Genomic DNA, 16,807 nt, shown 5'->3' on the forward strand with positions numbered 1-16,807 from the left:
GGACGAACCGGTCGGTCAGGTGCGGGGGGTCGGCACCGTTTCCCCGGCGGGGCTCCGCCGCCGGGCCAGGATCCGCTCCGCGGCCAGTTCCCCGGCCTGCACGGCGGCCTCGCTCGTGGGACGCTGGAAGACCCAGTCCCCGGCGAACTCGACCGCTCGTGCGGGCCGGTCGAGGAACGCGCTCTGGAGCCGCAGAGCGTCCGGGGTCGCCTCCGGAGCCGCGTGGGGGAACCGGTGCACATACGACTTGACCAGCGCCGTACGCAGCTGGGGCAGGTATTTCGCGGCGCGGCCGAGCAGCGTCTCGACGACTTCCTCGTCGGGCCGTTCCATCAGCTCGTCGGTGGCGCGCGCTGCGGTCAGCATGCTGACCAGACCCTGACCGCGCGGAGCGCGGTTGGCGGCCTTGAAGTGCTCGAAGGTCAGACCGGCCAGGTAGCCGTCCTCCTTCTCCGGGATCAGCAGCGCGTAGACCTTCTTCGTGCCGCGCGTCTGAGGGACGGCCAGGGGCCGGTTCACCAGACACGTCACCCGGATCATCCGGGAGTACGACGTGGCGTCCAGGAAGGGACGTTCCTCGACGGGTGCCGAGGGGTAGATCTTTCCGGCCACCGGCGCCGGCACCGCGAGTACGGCCTCACGGGCCGTCACCACCCTGCCGTCGGCGAAGACCAGCCGCACGCCGCCCGGACCCTCGGTGACCTCCTGGACGGCTCTCCCGGTGTGCACGGTCAGCCGAGCGGCGACCTTGCGGGCGAGGGAGTCCATCCCGTCCCGGTAGGTGCGCCAGCCGTGCAACCCCCGCGTGGCGACCATCGTGGCCACCAGCGGGGCGACGCACGAGCGCCGGGTGTCCCAGGCCCAGCCGGTGCCCGCCGCCGGCTGAAGGAGGTAGTCGTGCAGGTCCGGGTGTCTGCCGTCGACGAACTCGGCGACCGTACGCAGGCCGAGCGGGCTCTCCCCCGGCCGCCGGGTGCTGACCTTGCCCAACGCCGGCAGCAGTCCGCCCAGCATCCCGGTCATGGCCATCCGGCCGCCGAGCGACAGCCCGGCGCCGGTGAGGGCGCCCACCCAGTGCCCGCTGCCCGCGTGCGCCTTGCCGTCACGCCAGACGCCCGCCAGGCTGCCGACTTCGAGCACCCCGCCGTCCCGGTCCAGTCCGACGTCCTTGATCAGTCGCCAGGTGGCGGGATAGCCGTGCGAGGCCAGGGTCTCGGTCCCCTTCTCCACCAGCCAGCCGTCCTCCTTCCGCGCCTGCATCCGGCCGCCGATGTCGTTGTCGGCCTCGAAGACCTCCGGCGCGCGGCCGGCTTCCTTCAGCCGGTACGCGGCCGTGAGACCCGCGATCCCGGCTCCGACGACGGCCACATCGACGTCCGTGCTCGCCTCAGCCATGGCTGCTGCACTCCCCTCTCGACGCTGTGGGCCCGCTGGACCCGTGGGGCTCTCGCGGCCCCGCTGGACTGGTACGACGACGTGACCCCGGGCAGGACGGGCGCGATGCCGGGGTCCTCAGGACAGGCCCCGGGGCCTCTCGTTCGGCTCGTGCCGGGCTCGCGGGGCCCGGCACACACTCCCCCGAGCTCTTCGGGCAGGGACCCCCGGGGCGCCGCGAGGCCCGCTCTCCGGGCGGACGACGCGAGTCCGACGACAGGACCTAGGTCCAGCGCCCGGTTCCGTACGTCTCCTCGCCCAGCAGCCGCTCGCGCAGCTCCACCCGGCGCACCTTGCCCGTGCTGGTACGCGGGATCTCCTCCAGCGGCAGTACCCGCGGGTCCCCGAGGGCGGGCAGGTCGGCCGTCGCGCGCCGCCACTCCGCCTCGTCCAGCGAGCCGTCCCGGGTGCACAGCACCGGCAGCGGGAGCTTGCCCGGTATGCCGATCACCGCGGCCTCCAGCAGCTGTGGCAGCCGGTCGGCCAGCACGTCCTCGAGCTCGATGCAGCTCATCCCGGGAATCACGTCCACCTCGCGGTCCAGCAGCCTGAAGCCGCCCGCCCTGGTGCGCACGCCGTAGTCGCCGGTGTTCCACCACTTGCCCCGCACCTTGTCGTGCCAGCGCCGCTGCTCGCCGAGGTAACCGATGCAGCGCCCGTCGGTGCGGGTCAGCAGCACGCCCGGCGTGCCGTTCGGAACCGGCTTCATCGTCGTCGGGTCCACCACCTTCATCGCCGTGAAGCCGGGGATGGGACGGCCGACGTCGCGCGTCGTGGGGTGCCGCTCGCCCTCGGCCGCCAGTGCCCTGCGGGTGAGCAGCCGGAAGGTCATGGGGCCGGTCTCCGACTGGCCCCAGCCCTGAAGCCAGGCCGGAAAGCGCCGCTTGCTGGCGTGCAGGAAACGACGGACCGTGGGCGGGTGGATCGCGTCGAAGGTGCTCACGTAGAGCCGTACGTCGGAGTACAGCTCCGGCCGCTGTCCGGCCAGCTCCTGCCAGCCGACGTACGTGGCGGGCACCGCCTCCAGATACGTCGGCCTGCGCCGGGCGAACATCCGCTCGGCGGTGGCCGGGTGGGCGTCCGCGAGCAGCAACGCGTCCTTGGGCTCCAGCCTCAGCGTGCCGGTGCTCCAGGTGATCATCCGCATGTGGTTGAAGGGAGTGGCGGTGGCCACCGTGTCGGAGCGCTTCATGGCCACGATCGGAAAGCGCAGCGACTCCGTGCGGCCGAGGTGGCCGAGCACGGTGTCGACGGAGTGCACCACCAGTTTGGGCACCCCGGTGGTACCCGAGGTATGAGTGGCGATCATCGGCTCGTAGCCGGCCGTTCTGAACACCTTCGGGGTGCGCGCGCCGCGCAGGTCGTCCAGCGCGACCGCGCCCGGGGCCCCGGCTCCGACGGTCACCGTGCGCGGGACGAGGGACTTCAGATCCACGCCCTGCTCGTCGGCCGAGCGCAGGATGTCCGCGGTGGTGACGAGCAACTGCGCCTCGGCGTTCTTCAGTACGGTGCCGAGCGTCTGGGCCGGCAGGCTGCCCGCGATCAGCACCGGGAGGCCTCCGAAGCGCGCGGTCGCACAGGCCAGGATCAGGTAGTCCCAGTGGTTGTCCTTGGCGATCGCGACCCGGTCGCCGGCCCGTGCCCCCGCCTCGTACAGCAGGCCGGAGACCTGCTGCACGAGGTTGGCGAGACCGGCCGTGCTGAACTCGGTACCCGCGCCGGGGTCGATGTCGAAGGGCCGGCTGAGGTGGAAGCGGGTGCTGCGGCCCGCCGCCGCATGCTCGTCGAAGAGCAGGCCGAGTCCGGTCGGTTTGTTCTTGGTACCCATGTCCGTGTGTCCTGTCCGGGGCTTCGGCCGCCGGCTCGGGCGGTCGGCCGTCGCCCCTCAGTTCGCGAAGTGGATGAGGTTGGCCAGGACGATGCCGGCGACGCCCGTCCGGAACGCCACCACTCCTCGCCTGCGCGCCAGCAGTGCGTCACCGGTACGGCTGAAGGATGCGAACTGGCGTATCCGAAGCATCAGTTCAGGCAGCAGTGCCGCGAAGAACCACCACGGCGCCCAGCCCACGGCCGACGCCCCGACAGTCAGCAGCAGGTCCGCGGCGGACAGCACGCCGATGAAGACCAGGTTGCCGCGTGCCGAGACGCGCACGGCGACCGTGCTGCGGCCGACCGCCGCGTCCCCGCTGATGTCCTTGGTGTTGGAGTAGCAGGAGACCAGGATCTGCCAGAGGCCGAACAGAACCGCCTGTACCAGCACCATGGCGGGCAGGTGTCCGGTCACGAAGCCGTAGGGCGCGATCACGATGACCAGCGGGCAGCCCATGATGAGGACTTCGCCCAGGCCCCGGTAGCTGAACCTGAGGCCCCAGGAGTACTGGAAGCCCGCGAACAGGACCAGCCCGGTGGCGATCAGTGCCCACATCGGCCGCTGAGGAGACGCGACCGCCGACGCCGTCCAGAAGACCGTGCCCCACAGCAGGCTCAGATAGCCGAAGCGGGTGGCCTGGGGGACCGTCAGCGCACCGGTGAGCAGGGGCTTGCGCTCGATCGGGCGCAGCGGAGTGCCGCCGGTACCCAGGTAGTTGGCCCGGTCGCTGCCGTCCTTGATGCCGTTCACGTCGTCGAGCGCCATCACGGCGGAGACGACCCCGATCTCCCCGAGAAGGAAGAGCAGCAGCGTGGTCAGCGTGTCGGGCGCGAACCGCACACCGCTCGCGAGCGCGGTCCACAGCACCAGCATGCTGAGGTAGTAGTCGAGGACGAACTCGAACTTCGCGAGCCGCGCGTAGGCGACGAACCGGCTGCGGACCCCGACGGCGGGCCGCCCCGTGACGGCTCCCGCCGGTGCGTCGGCCGACCCCTCGGGGGCCGTGCCGCGGGTGCGGCCGGCACCGGAAGCCGCTTCGGCGGGAGTGAACGCGTCCATGTCTTCTCCTCTGGTTCCCGCGGTCCCGGATCAGCGGGCCGCCGTCGGCTTCCCGCCCGTCGTCAGCTTCTCGGCGGCCCGGATGCCCGAGAGCATCGCCGCCTCCGAGATGGGTGAGGTGAAGTAGTCGCCCGCGAAGACGACCGGCGCGTGCTGGAGTCCGATGACCCGAGCGGACTTCCGGTAACGGCCCGGCGCGGGCAGCGGCATCGCGTGCGGGCGTACGGCGATCTCGAACGGCTCCGCCTCGTCGACGGGGAAGTCCGGCCACAACCGGGTGACCAGCCGGGTCGTCTCGGAGTACTGCTCCTCGGGGGTCAGCGCGAGCAGACGGCGCGTCTCGGCGCGGCCCGGGTAGACGAACGCGAGGTGCTTGTCGACCGAACGCCCCTGCGCGTCCTTGACCTTGCGGGGGAAGGTGATGATCGTCTTCACCGGCGGGTCGTCCGCGCCCGCGGCCACGATGTGCGCCTCCGACGGCATGCTGCTGAAGTCGACGAGGTAGGAGACCGACAGGGCGGGCTCGTACACCTGGGTCTCCAGGAACTCGCGGGTGTCGCGGCCCACGATGTCGTTCGGCAGCGCGGCCGTGAGCTTGGCGGCGACCGGCGCGATGGTGGCGACCACGACGTCGTCGAAGACATCGGAGTGGCTTTCGCCGTCGGCGGACCGGGCCGTGATGTGCACCCGCCCGTCCGTCACCTGGAGGTCGGTGACCTCGTGTTCGAGCCGGATGTCGGCCCCCTCGGCGTTGCGCTCGGCGATGACCTCCATGCCGTTGCGGAACACGAAGAACTTCGCGCCGGCCACCTGTGCCTGCATCGCCCGTACGTGGGCGGCGGAGACGTCCTCGCAGCGCCACAGCCAGAACGACTCGATCTCCGGTCGCAGCAGGTTGTCGAAGCCTCGCTGGGACAGGCTCTTGCGGGCGTACTCGGCCGCGGTGGTGCCGTCGTCGAACGGCGCGAGCTTGAGCGGGTCGAAGATGTCGAGCTGCTTGCGCTTGAGCGTCTCCTTCATCGTGCCGGTCAGGAAGCCGATCCGGTCGCGGAGGCCGACGTGCTGGTACGTGAGCAGGCTGCGCAGCGAGTCGGAGAGCAGTTCCGCGGGCCGGCCCTCGTCCACGACGATGACATTGTTGGACATCTCCACGAGCTGGTCCTCGAGCCCGTACTCGTGAATTCGCTCGAACATCAGCTTGTAAAAGCTGGTGAACCAGAGGTTGATACCGACCGAGGGCTCGATCTCCGAACGGTGCCACGAACGGGCCCGGCCGCCGAGTCCGGCAGCCGCCTCGAAAATGACAACCTCGCGGCCCGCCTTGAGCAACTCCTTGGCGGCGGCGCAGCCGGCCATCCCTCCGCCGATGACAGCAGTCCTCGCACGCTGACTCATTCGATTTCCCTCCAGGGAATGGCTCGGATTACCCCCGACCGTTTCTCGCCACAATTTAGGAGGGTGAAGTGTCTGTTAGATATAGCAGTCCTCCAGGAAATGACCCGCACACATCTGTCATTGTGCCCATTCACGCGATGGTGGACCGTAGTCGGGGCACAGGCTGCCCAGCCGTTCCGGGGCGCGCCGGGGATGCGGCCGACTGCGCCGACGAGCACCGCCCGCCGGGGCGTCGAGCAGTTGCACCCCGGCGGTCCGGCCATGCTGCTGCGGCCCGCCGACGCGGAGCGGACCCGCCCTGTGCGGTCGGCCGGCGGACGGCGAGAGGAAGGCCCGAGAGGGAGACCGGGGACGTACGGGTACCGACCTTCGCGCAGGATCCCTTCCGGCTGTCCCGTGGTCACCCGACTGCGTCCGGCGTACAAAGGGTTGTCATTGCCAGTACCGTCGCGCGATCCCTATTTTGATCGCGTGAACGGGACCGACGCGCCGCCCCCCGTAACGGCGTTCCCCCTCGAAAGGTTGCCGAATGTTCGTCGCACTGGCCAGATTCACCACACACCGCAGCAGACTGTTGCTCTATCTTTCCGGCGTACTTCTGGTGCTCGCGGGAGCGCTGGGCGGTGGCGTGATATCGACCCTGTCCGCCGGTGGGTTCACGGACAGTTCCACCGAATCCGCGCGAACTGCCGAGATCATGGACGAACGATTCCACTCGGGTGCCCCCAATCTGACCCTGCTGGTATCGGACACCCGCGGTGTCGACGACCCGGCGGTCAGCGCGGCCGGTGAGCGGATCACGCAGCGCATCGGCGCCGAGTCCGGGGTGGAACAGGCCCTCTCCTACTGGACGACGGGCAAGACCCCGGCACTGCGCGGCGAGGGCGGCGACAGTGCCCTGATCCTGGTGCGGATCTCGGGTGACGAGGACCAGGTACAGACGACGCTGAAAAGGATCCAGCCGGAGTACGACGGCACCGTCGAGGGCCTGGAGACGCGCCTGGGCGGCGCCGCGGTCGCGAACAAGGAGATCACGGACACCACCCAGGACGACCTTCTCATGATCGAGATGGTCACCTTCCCGGTGCTCCTGGTCGTGATGCTCTTCGTCTTCCGCAGTGTGGTGGCCGCGCTGGTGCCGCTGCTGGTCAGTGGACTGACCATCGTCTCGGTGCTGCTGACGCTCCGTATCCTCACGTTGTTCACCGACGTCTCGGTGCTGGCCACCAACGTCGCGACGGGACTCGGGCTCGGTCTGGCGATCGACTACAGCCTCATCCTGCTCAAGCGGTACCGGGAGGAGCTGCGCGGCGGGGCCGGCACCGACGAGGCGATCGCGACGGCACTGCGCACCGCCGGCCGGACTGTCCTGTTCTCCGCGGTGACGGTGGCGCTGGCCCTCGCCGGCCTGCTGGTCTTCCCGTTCTACTTCCTGCGCTCCTTCGCGTACGCGGGCATCCCCACCGCGCTGCTGGCCGCGTTTGTCTCCGTCACCTTCCTGCCGGCGCTGCTGAAAGCACTCGGCCCGCGCATCGACAAGGGCCGCATCCTCGGCCGCGGCACGGCGGAGAAGGCACCGAAGCCGGAGGCCGAGCGTTTCTGGTACCGCCTCGCCACGGGCGTGATGCGCTTCCCGATGCCGGTCGCGGTCGCCGTGATCGGGCTGCTGCTCTTCCTCGGCTCGCCGTTCCTGTCACTGCACATGAGCCTCGCCGACGACCGCGTTCTGCCGGCCGACACCCAGTCGCGCCAGTTCAGCGACATCGTGCGGAAGGACTTCAGCACCCAGGAGTCGCAGGCACTGAACGTGGTGCTGAGCGACACCCCGCCGACCGGGGAGCGTGAGGTGGAGGCGTACGTGCGCGAGCTGTCCACGCTCGGCAACGTGGCCCGGGTCGACAGCGAGGTCGGCTCCTTCGCGGCGGGTGAGCTGGTCGCCCGGCCCGGTCCCGGCTCGGACCGGTTCAGCGCGGACGACAGCACCTACCTCTCGGTGATCCCCAAGAGCGAGTCGCTGAGCGAGGAGGGCGAACGGCTGGTCAAGGACATCCGGACGACCGAGGCGCCGTACGACGTCCAGGTGGGTGGCCCGGCGGCCGAACTGGTGGACTCGCTGGACTCCATGTACGACCGGCTGCCGATCGCCCTCCTGATCATCGGCGTCACGACGTTCGTTCTGCTGTTCCTGTTCACCGGCAGTCTGGTGCTGCCGCTGAAGGCGCTGGTCCTCAACTGCCTCAGTCTCAGCGCCACCTTCGGTGTGCTGGTGTGGGGCTTCCAGGACGGCCATCTGGAGGGCTTCGTCGGTGACTTCGTGGTCACCGGCACCATCACCTGGACCGTGCCCGTCCTGCTGTTCTGCATCGCGTTCGGCCTGTCGATGGACTACGAGGTCTTCCTGCTCTCCCGGATCAAGGAGGAGTGGGACCGGTCGGCGGACAACACCCTGGCGGTGGCGCGCGGGCTGGAGCGCACCGGTGCGATGGTGACCGCCGCGGCGGCACTGATCGCCATCGTGTGGTTGGGCTTCGTCCTGTCCGGGATCTCGTACCTGAAGGCCATCGGCCTGGGGCTGGCCATCGCGGTCCTGATGGACGCGACGCTGGTGCGCGGCGCCCTGGTGCCGGCGTTCATGCGGCTGGCGGGGCGCGCCAACTGGTGGGCGCCGGCGCCTCTGGTCCGCTTCCACAACCGGTTCGGCCTGCGCGAGGCGCCGGACGCGCCCGCGGGGCCGCCTTCCGCTCCTTCGGAGTCCGGACAGGCGTCCGAGGGGCAGGCGAGGTCTCAGAGCGTGCGCTGAGCAACGCGTCCGACCGCTCAGGGCCTGGTCCGAACGACAGCCCCTGGGCGGCCGGACGGTACCGGGGGCCCGCCCGCGCACAGTGCGCGGGCGGGCCCCTCCCGTTCGGGCGTGGGTGGGCCAGAACGCCTGACGACGGACGTGGGGCGTCGGCGGCAGTCACCCGCCGAAACGGGGGGCCGGTACGGAGTCGAGGCGCGGTACGGGAGCGTCCAGCTCGTAACGTCCCGAGGGCGTCCTCGGCTCGGCGGCCGCGCCGTCCTGCGCCTGGGTCAGCGCGACGAGGCGGATCAGCTCGGGGATGCGGTAGACCGTCGCCGAGCCCGGCGTCGAGCCGACGGCCTCCACCACATGGTGTTCCAGGAGCCGGCCCACCAGGAGGTCGGCGGCCCAGGTGTCCAGGGCCAGGGCGCGCGCCGCGCGGGGAATGTCGAACGGGACCGCCCCGGCGCGGGCCAGACAGGCCAGCGCCCAACCGTGTTCGGCCAGCCGGGCGCACGCGTCCGTCATCCGCCCCCGGACGTCGAGGGAGCCGCTGCTCAGTTCGGCCAGCCGGCGGTGCTCCGGCGTGAGCCGGGCGGCCAGCTCGGTGACCGACCACATGGAGCGTGCCGCCAGCTTCTCCCCCGCCGCCCGGACCCCCAGCGCGCGGTTGCCGGTCAGGCGCACCACCTGCCGGGCGGCGGCGACGTCCGCGCCGATCCGGTCGGCCCCGGCGAGCGAGGCGAGCAGTTCGACGGCGTCGTCCGTCTCCATCGGTCCCAGCTCGATGTTGGCCGCACCGGGCAGACCCGGCAGCCGTACGCGCGAGGTGACCAGGACCGCGCTCAGCGAACCGCCGGGCAGCAGCGGCAGGACCTGCTCGGGCCCGAAGGCGTCGTCCAGGAGCAGCAACAGGCTCCGGTTCGCGCTCCAGCTGCGGAAGTTCCGCGCCAACTCGTCGATCTGGTCGGGCAGTTCAGACATGGGCATGCCAACATCGCGCAGCAATGCGCGCAGCACGGAGACGAGATCCTTCGGACAGTTGCCCCCGTCGTGCAACCGCACGTAGAACTGCCCGTCCGCGAAGTGCTCGCGCAGCAGATGCGCGGCCCGTACGGCCACGGCGCTCTTGCCCGAGCCGGCACCGCCGAGGACGGTCACGATCCGTGGCGCCGCCAATGACCTGCCGTTGCCCGATCCGGCATGCGTGACGATATGGGCCAGCTCCGCCCGCCGGCCTACGAAGTCCGGTGTGTCAGGAGGCAGTTGAGCGATCATGGGCTGCCCCGCCGGGACGCCGCCCCGCCCGGTGGCGGGTGCGGCGGTGACGGCTCGTACGGCCACCGGCCGGACCGGCGCCAGGTCCAGCGACGGCGCCTCGTTGAGTACGTCGCGCTGGAGTCGCTGGAGCCGCTGCGAGGGCTCGATGCCCAGCTCGTGGACCAGATCGCGCCGCAGCCGCACGAAGGTCTCCAGCGCGGTGCCCCGCTGGCCCGAGCGGTAGGCCGCGAGCATCAGCTGGGCGGCGAACTCCTCGTTCAGCGGGTGGTCGGCGGTCAGCTGCCGCAGCTCACCCATCAGCCGGTGATGGCGACCGAGCCGCAGATCGGCCTCGATCCGCAGCTCCAGGGCGCTCAGCCGCACGTACTCGAGCTGCGCGATGCGCGCGGCCAGCGCCGGGCCGGCCTCGACGTCGGTGAACGCGTCGCCGCGCCACAGGGCGAGCCCCGCACGGAGCTCACGGGCGGCGCTCTCGGGGTCGCCCTCGCCCAGATCGGCGCGCGCCCGCGCGAGATGACGCTCGAACTGCCACAGGTCCACCTCGTCGGGGACGAGCCTGATCCGGTAGCCGTTGGGACAGGTCTCCAGCCGCTCGCCGGGGTCCCCCGCGCAGTGCAGGCTCTTGCGAAGCTGGTACACATAGGTCTGGATGGTCTTACGGGCCAGCCGGGGCGGGTCGCCGTCCCACAGTTCGTCGATGAGTGTGGACGTCCGCACCTGTTCGTTGGCATGGAGCAGCAGAACGGCGAGCAGCCGCCGGGCCATCGGGGCGGACGGAGTCCGGTCCCCTCCCTGACCGCTGATCTCCATCGGCCCGAGGATCCGGATCCGCAGTGGATGGGTGCCGTCCGGGTGAGCACAGTCCGGGTGAGGACCGAAGCCGTCGGTCCTTTCGGTCGCCGAGTGCGTCAAAGCCCTTCGTGTCCCTTCGGATTGTCTTGCGGGGACCGTGCTTCCCCGTGGAACGGTGCTCAGGTGCCACGAACCGTGAAGGTCACATACATGTTGCTGCAAGGTCATCGATGGTCTCTGCTGCGGAAACGACGCGTCAACAGACTTACGGATCAAACGCGTTGGTTCCTCGGTCCGCCCCTTCCACCCGGTTCCCGACTCCCCTTGACAAAAGCGCCGCCCAGGCCGCCGGGCCCCGGGCGGCATGGACGGCGGGACTCCGCGCGGCGCGGTCCGTCCCGACGGCGGCCGGGTCCGTCAGCTCCGCGCCGCGGACGGGCGGGGTCGTCCTCGCCCAGTGCGAAGCGCCCCGCCGAAACCAGCAGAATCACCGCGGTCGCGGAACACCTCGGACGGCACTGGTGGATCGAGAACAAGGAACGCCGCGTCCGGGACACGACGTTCGACCGAATCCCCGGACATCTCCCGACACGGGCCCGTCAGCCGGGCAGAACCGGCAGCACGCCGCAACCGGATCGATCATGGGAACGCCGAGAGCGACGAGAACTACGAGAACGACGGACCCCCGAGTCCGCCGCGCATCCCAGGGCGGTGGCTGATATTCGACGGCGACGGGTGAACCGGGCTGATGACACTCTTCGTCCCCTCACAAGAGAATGCGTTGTCACATGACCTGGGGCGCGGCGGATGCCCGGCGGATCGGCGATACATGCCTCGCGGACGGCGCCGGCCAGCGTCGCCGACCACGTTCCTCGCATTGGCGGGAATTCGCCGGGTTCGACGCCGATCACTGAAAGAATTCCCAGACCTGCCGCCCCGCGCTTGCATCGTTCGCACTCCTGGGAGGCCGAGCGGTCCCGTATCCGGGAATTCATCTCGCCCGGCCTCTTTGGACACCCCGGATTCCACCGCCCGCGGCCCGGGCCGGAACACGGTGCCTTCTTCCTGCCCGTCCGGGGGCGCCCCGGGCCGTCAGGCGTACGGTTCGGGGGCCGGGAGCCGGTAGCACCCGTCCTCGGGGGACTCGACCAGCCGGGACGGTCCGAGCCGCTCCCTCAGCGAGGCGATCCGGGTCGGCAGGGTGGCGTGCAGTAACGCCCGGTGCGCGCGCAGGACCTCCTCGACGATCTGGTCGGCACGCAGTGTCCGGCCCGGCTGCCGGGCCAGCGCGGCCAGGATGTCGAACTCGTCGTCCGGCAGTTCGGTCGGGGCACCGTCGACCAGGACGGCCCGCTCCCGCAGGTCGATGCGTACTCGCCCGGCCAGCAGCAGGTCTGCCGGCGGCTCCTCGAAGGGCCCGTCGGGGACGGCCGCGGCGGGGGCGGTGCCGGTTCCGGGGTCAGTGGTGGCGGGCTCGGCGGGCCGGCCGCGGCGCAACACCGCCCTGGCCCGGGCCAGCAGTTCGGCCAGGTTGTAGGGCTTGACGAGGTGGTCGTCCGCGCCCAGGTCGAGCGCTCGCACGCAGGACAGATGGTCCCCGCGCGCGGTGGTCACCAGGATCGGGACCGTACTGGCGGCCCGCATCGCGCCGCACAGCCCGAAGCCGTCACAGTCGGGGAGGGCGAGGTCGAGCAGGACGACATCCGGGCGGGCCCGGTCCAGCAACTCGAGCGCGGCCCTGCCGGTGGACGCGCACACCGCCTCCAGACCCTGTTCCTCCAGAGCTGCCCCGAGAGCCGCCGACACCCGTTCGTTGGCCTCAACGACCAGTAGTTTCACATCGTCCTCGTTCTGGCGTGGTTCTGGCGTGGTTCTGGCGTGCTCAGCGTTCCGAGGCGTTCAGCGTCCCGAGGTCTGGCGCTGCCGCGATCGTGCGCGTGTCTCGCCCCATCCGTTCCCCGCTCCCTGCTGGTCCGAGCGGATGTAGTCGGGGAGCACCCTAGGCGGCCAGCTGCCGATGCTGAACATGCCCATCGAGTACGCCTTCGCCGCCAGTGCCGTCCGGTTGGGCACCTGGAACTGCCGCAGCAGCATGCCGACGTGGTACTCGATGCCCTGTCGGCTGAGGAACAGCTTGGCCGCCAGACGTACGGTCGGATCACCCGCCGCCACGCCCTCCAGGACCTTCGCGCTGAGCGGGGCCAGCTTCCACGGCGAGTCGTCGTGCGCCTCGCGGTCGACGGGTGTTTCCTCCGGCGTGAACTGGACCACGATCATCTCGACCCGGCCCGCGGCGTCGGTCACCGGGAACGCGGTGATCTTGCCGGAGACCGTGTTGCCGTAGACGGACAGGACGACGGAGTGACCGACGAGACGAGTCCGGTGTCCCTGCACAAGCAGGCCGAACTGACGCAGCATGTGCTGCCGCACGCTCGGGTGCAGGAACTCCACGAATTCACGGCCGCGCAGTTCGTCCGCCCGCTGGGCGCACCGGGGCATCACGGGGCTGTTGACGGAACGCACCCGAAGATTCAGGTCGAGAATGGCGAGAGCGATTCCGGAGCGCTCGAAAAGCGAAAGGAACGCATCACGGTACTTCTCGCTTCCGATTTCCGCGTCGAACAGAGAAGAATCTATTTCATACAGCGTTTCGGCGGAATACGGGCTTTTCCCGGGCAAGGTGGCATGCGCCTCCGCCACCCGGAGGAGCCCGCCCACCGTACTGATCTTCGCGTGGGCCATGTAAGCCTTTCCCTCCCTCTCGAATCTTTCACTGGCCGCGAGCCAGCGTACGGAGTAAGGGCGTTGACGTGCAATGGAATCCGGAACCCCCGCGAAAGACTGTGGTCGCCGTCCCGCGGGTTCGGAGAGACCGTCGCGGCGGGCCCGGGAAGCAGTGGGAAACGCCCCCCGACACCGCTCGGCAACCTCCGGTCATCCGCGAATTACCGGCATTTCCACCCACATTTTCCATTACCGGACGGGACCAATCCGACTTACCGGCGAGTAGCCCGTTCGGTGCACCGATCGGGCACCGGCCCCCGGTCCCGACACCGGCCCTCACCCCGGCACCACTACCCACATCGGCGCCCCGACTACCGGGTCACAGTCGCTCGGCGAGCACGCCCGAGCCGAAGACCGCCCTTCCGGCCATGCGGCGCACCGCCGGAACCAGCCCGGCCCTGCCGTCCACGTCCAGCCGGTGGTACAGCCTGGTGAGGATCTTCTCCACGGCCCGCCGGGTGACTCCGAGCGCCTCGGCGGTGTCCTGGTTGGTGTGCCCCAGGGCCACCAGGGAGGCGACCCGCCGCTCGGTGTCGCTGAGCGCCCCGCCGGCCACCGGTACGCCTCCGCACGGCGGCGCACCGTGCGGGGACGGCGGCTGCGAGGCGGTCCAGCGCCGCAGCACCGCCTCGCCCGTCGCCTCGGCGATCCGGTCCGCCTCGGCGAGGATCTCGTCGGAGCCCGGCCGTCCGGCGGCCCGCATCCGGTTTCCGTACGCCGTCAACGACCGTCCCAGCTCGAGGTGGTTGGAGCTCTCCCTGAGCACGGCGACGGACTCCGCGAGCAGGGACAGGGCGTAGCGGCCGCGCACCACGGTGCCCCACATGCGCAGGCTCCGGCCGAGTGCGGTCGGTGCGCCGAAGCTCCGTGCCCGGTCACAGGCGCGGGCGAGGAGCCGGAGCGCGGCCTCCGGGTCGCCGAGGCGGAGCAGCAGGGTCGCGCGCCACACGTCGACCGGGAACAGGGTCCGGTTGCACCAGCCCGCCGCTTCGGCGCGGCGGGCGGCGTCCTGCAGGTCGGCCGCGAGGGCGGGCAGTTCACGCTCCGCGGTCAGCGGGATCTGCAGCACCCGCAGGGCGAGCCCGCACACCGGTTGCCCGGCGCCCTGCCCCTGGGCCAGCCGGTCCCGCAGCCGTTCCGCCAGCCAGGTGTCCCCCGTCTCGACCGCCACGGACGTCAGGCTCAGCACCGTCAGCCAGTCGTGGTCCCCCAGCGATTCCCCTGCCGGGTCCCGCGCCGGGTCGGGAGCCGTCGCGCAGGCCTCCCGCGCGTCCGCCCGGGCGTCGGCCGGCCGGCCGGCGTGCACGGCGGTGAGCGCGCGCCAGCTCAACACGGCCGTGCGCAGCCGCCGGTCGTCGCGCTGCCGCGCCGTCTCGAGCGCCGTGTCCAGCCAGCAGCGCGCCGGTTCACTCTCCTCCGCGACGGCCGCGCAGGCGATCGTCAGCGCGGACGCGGTGTACTCCGAGGCGGCCGACGCCGGTTCGTGCTCCAGCAGCCACCGCGTGCGGTCGGCGACCTCGGTGGCGGGCAGCCGGCCGCCGAGGACGCCCGCGAAGACGAGGACCGCCATGAGTTCCCGCCGGGCCGCGGTACCGGGACCGGGAACCGGTCCGGGGTCGAGGGCTCGGCCGGCGTCGAGGAATCCGCCGGGATCGAGGGCTCGCAGCCGTTGGACGGCGGCGGCCTGAGCCGCCGGGTCGCCCAGCCGCGACAGCCGTACGCGGGCCTCCAGCCGCAGCCCGAGTTCCGACGTCTCCGGGGCGGCCCGTTCCACCGGGTCGGCCGTCGGCACCATCGGCTCCGTGCGCCCCGCCCCGGCTTGTTCCAGCATCTCCGACGCCGCGTGCGGGGCGGAGAGGAACAGCGTGAGCGGCACACGGGCCACGACCGCGGCGCGTTCCGGGACCGCGTCCAGCAGGGGAAGCGCCTGGCCCACGTGGCGCAGCATCGCGGAGGTGTCGGCGTTCTGTTCCACGTCGGCGAGGGCGGCCAGCAGGTCGCCGCGCTGAGGGCTGTCGGGCGGGAACTCGCGCAGGGCTCGGCGCAGACAGCGGATCGCGAGCGCGTCGTCGCCACTGCGCCACACTTCGCGGGCGGTCTCCCGCATCACCCGTGCGGCCCCGGTCCAGTCACCGGGGCCGACCTCCATGAAATGGGGGACGACCCGCTCGGCCGGTGCGCCCGAGTCATGGAGCAACTCGGCCGCCCGGCGGTGCAGCCGGTCGCGGTCGGTGAGCGAGATCCCCCTCCTCGGCGGCCTCCCGTACGCAGTCCCACAGTACGGGCGGTGTCCAGCGGTCGGCGGCCCAGCCGAGTCTGATCAGTGCCCTGGTCGCGGCGTCCCCTTCGGCCGGGTCCAGGTCCGCCAGACGGGCGAGGATGTGCGTCTCGGTCTCCCCGCCGAGGAGCGCCGCGCAGGCGGCGAGCCGGCCGACGGACTCCGGGTGACCGGTCAGGGCCGCGGCCACGCGGGACCGCAGGCTCCAGGGCGCGGGCTGGGCACGGGCGAGATCGAGCAGGCATGCGGAGGCACCGCGGCCCGCACGCTCCAACCGCTCCAACCGCTCCAACAGGGAGATGATCAGTGTCGGGTTGCCGCCGGTGGCGTGGGTCCAGGCGTGGACCTGGTCGTCGGCGAGCACGATGCCGCGTTCCCCGAGCAGGGCACGTACTCCCTCCGTGCCGAGCGGCCCCATCCGGATCACCTGGTCGGCGGCCGACAGGATCTCCTGCACCCCCGGCATCTCGGTGGCGAACTCGCCCTCGCACACGGCGACCGCCATGAGCAGCGGGCCCGGCCCCGGGTCGGCGAGCAACGCGGTCAGCCGGGTCAGGGCCGGCTCCCCCGCCCGCTGCAGGTCGTCGACGAGCAGCGCGACCGGGCGGTCGGCGGGTTCCGGGCGGGCCGGACCGGGGTGGCCGAGGGGCAGCCCCTGTTCCAGTCGGCTGCCTCGGGCTCGCCGTACGACGAAGCCGTGCTGTTCCGCGTGGACCGCGACCGCGTCGAGGAAGGCCGAACGCCCCACACCCGGAGTTCCGGTGACCGCCATGAGCACGGTGTCGCCTGTTTGCGTACTGTTCATCGCACGTTGGACCGTGTCGAGATCCTTTATCCGCTCCAGGAGCCGCACGGAGCCTCCATTCATCAGCGGAACCGGTCAAGTGCGGGTCATTCCGGGCCGATTGACCCTGGCGCGCCGCCTGGACACAAAGGCCCGGCACCATCAACAAAAAGTCACAGCACTGTCATATCGTAATGATTATGAGTTCGAGACGATCAAAGCCGGCGCATCCGGTTCCCTCGGTTCTTTCGGTTCCCTCGTTCTCTGTCTCCCGTTCCCACACGCTCAGAACGGGAACCGCTGCCGTGCCGGCCGCCACGCCACGCGGGCCGTCCACCTGCCCGGTCC

At 71.1% G+C, this 16,807-nt stretch carries 10 protein-coding genes; 1 reads left to right on the forward strand and 9 read right to left on the reverse strand.

From position 1 onward, the window contains the following. Window positions 1–15: 15 nt before the first annotated feature. From ACVW19_RS09050 to ACVW19_RS09065, 4 genes are all read right to left on the reverse strand, one after another. A complete protein-coding gene (locus ACVW19_RS09050) occupies window positions 16–1,395 on the reverse strand; it encodes a protoporphyrinogen/coproporphyrinogen oxidase (RefSeq protein WP_457458213.1) in 1,380 nt (459 codons plus the stop codon). A 262-nt stretch (window positions 1,396–1,657) separates the two neighbouring features. Beyond that, window positions 1,658–3,262 carry a class I adenylate-forming enzyme family protein gene (locus tag ACVW19_RS09055; protein ID WP_457458215.1) on the reverse strand — a complete coding sequence of 535 codons (1,605 nt, stop codon included), beginning with the start codon at window positions 3,260–3,262 and terminating at the stop codon, window positions 1,658–1,660. A gap of 57 nt (window positions 3,263–3,319) precedes the next feature. Continuing rightward, window positions 3,320–4,363: a UbiA family prenyltransferase gene (locus ACVW19_RS09060; RefSeq protein ID WP_457458217.1), complete on the reverse strand. Its 1,044-nt coding sequence runs from the start codon at window positions 4,361–4,363 to the stop codon at window positions 3,320–3,322. Between the two features lie 30 nt (window positions 4,364–4,393). Beyond that, window positions 4,394–5,758, reverse strand: a complete 1,365-nt coding sequence (locus ACVW19_RS09065; protein WP_457458219.1) for an FAD-dependent oxidoreductase — start codon at window positions 5,756–5,758, stop codon at window positions 4,394–4,396. Between the two features lie 529 nt (window positions 5,759–6,287). Here ACVW19_RS09065 and ACVW19_RS09070 point away from each other — a divergent pair. Beyond that, window positions 6,288–8,558: an MMPL family transporter gene (locus tag ACVW19_RS09070; protein WP_457458221.1), complete on the forward strand. Its 2,271-nt coding sequence runs from the start codon at window positions 6,288–6,290 to the stop codon at window positions 8,556–8,558. 159 nt (window positions 8,559–8,717) lie between these two features. On the opposite strand, the gene ACVW19_RS09075 is transcribed toward ACVW19_RS09070, so the two are convergent. From ACVW19_RS09075 to ACVW19_RS09095, 5 genes are all read right to left on the reverse strand, one after another. After that, window positions 8,718–10,631 carry a BTAD domain-containing putative transcriptional regulator gene (locus tag ACVW19_RS09075; protein WP_457458223.1) on the reverse strand — a complete coding sequence of 638 codons (1,914 nt, stop codon included), beginning with the start codon at window positions 10,629–10,631 and terminating at the stop codon, window positions 8,718–8,720. A 1,074-nt stretch (window positions 10,632–11,705) separates the two neighbouring features. After that, the gene (locus ACVW19_RS09080; protein ID WP_457458225.1) at window positions 11,706–12,452 is read right to left on the reverse strand and encodes a response regulator transcription factor; all 747 of its coding nucleotides are present in this window, start codon (window positions 12,450–12,452) and stop codon (window positions 11,706–11,708) included. A 60-nt stretch (window positions 12,453–12,512) separates the two neighbouring features. Next, window positions 12,513–13,355: a helix-turn-helix transcriptional regulator gene (locus ACVW19_RS09085; protein ID WP_457458227.1), complete on the reverse strand. Its 843-nt coding sequence runs from the start codon at window positions 13,353–13,355 to the stop codon at window positions 12,513–12,515. Window positions 13,356–13,716: 361 nt separating this feature from the next. Next, entirely contained in the window at window positions 13,717–15,594 is a 1,878-nt protein-coding gene (locus tag ACVW19_RS09090) for a LuxR C-terminal-related transcriptional regulator (protein ID WP_457458229.1), read from the reverse strand. Then, window positions 15,584–16,480, reverse strand: coding sequence for a hypothetical protein (locus tag ACVW19_RS09095; RefSeq protein ID WP_457458231.1), 897 nt, complete (start codon window positions 16,478–16,480; stop codon window positions 15,584–15,586). The genes ACVW19_RS09090 and ACVW19_RS09095 overlap by 11 nt, the downstream gene beginning before the upstream one ends. Window positions 16,481–16,807 lie beyond the last annotated feature (327 nt).

The organism is Streptomyces sp. TE5632 (genome assembly GCF_054061295.1).

What these genes read in the sequence shown, in the direction of transcription:
- ACVW19_RS09050 (WP_457458213.1), bottom strand. Translation starts at nt 1,395, where the DNA reads ATGGCTGAGGCGAGCACGGACGTCGATGTGGCCGTCGTCGGAGCCGGG.
- ACVW19_RS09055 (WP_457458215.1), bottom strand. Translation starts at nt 3,262, where the DNA reads ATGGGTACCAAGAACAAACCGACCGGACTCGGCCTGCTCTTCGACGAG.
- ACVW19_RS09060 (WP_457458217.1), bottom strand. Translation starts at nt 4,363, where the DNA reads ATGGACGCGTTCACTCCCGCCGAAGCGGCTTCCGGTGCCGGCCGCACC.
- ACVW19_RS09065 (WP_457458219.1), bottom strand. Translation starts at nt 5,758, where the DNA reads ATGAGTCAGCGTGCGAGGACTGCTGTCATCGGCGGAGGGATGGCCGGC.
- ACVW19_RS09070 (WP_457458221.1), top strand. Translation starts at nt 6,288, where the DNA reads ATGTTCGTCGCACTGGCCAGATTCACCACACACCGCAGCAGACTGTTG.
- ACVW19_RS09075 (WP_457458223.1), bottom strand. Translation starts at nt 10,631, where the DNA reads ATGGAGATCAGCGGTCAGGGAGGGGACCGGACTCCGTCCGCCCCGATG.
- ACVW19_RS09085 (WP_457458227.1), bottom strand. Translation starts at nt 13,355, where the DNA reads ATGGCCCACGCGAAGATCAGTACGGTGGGCGGGCTCCTCCGGGTGGCG.
- ACVW19_RS09095 (WP_457458231.1), bottom strand. Translation starts at nt 16,480, where the DNA reads ATGAACAGTACGCAAACAGGCGACACCGTGCTCATGGCGGTCACCGGA.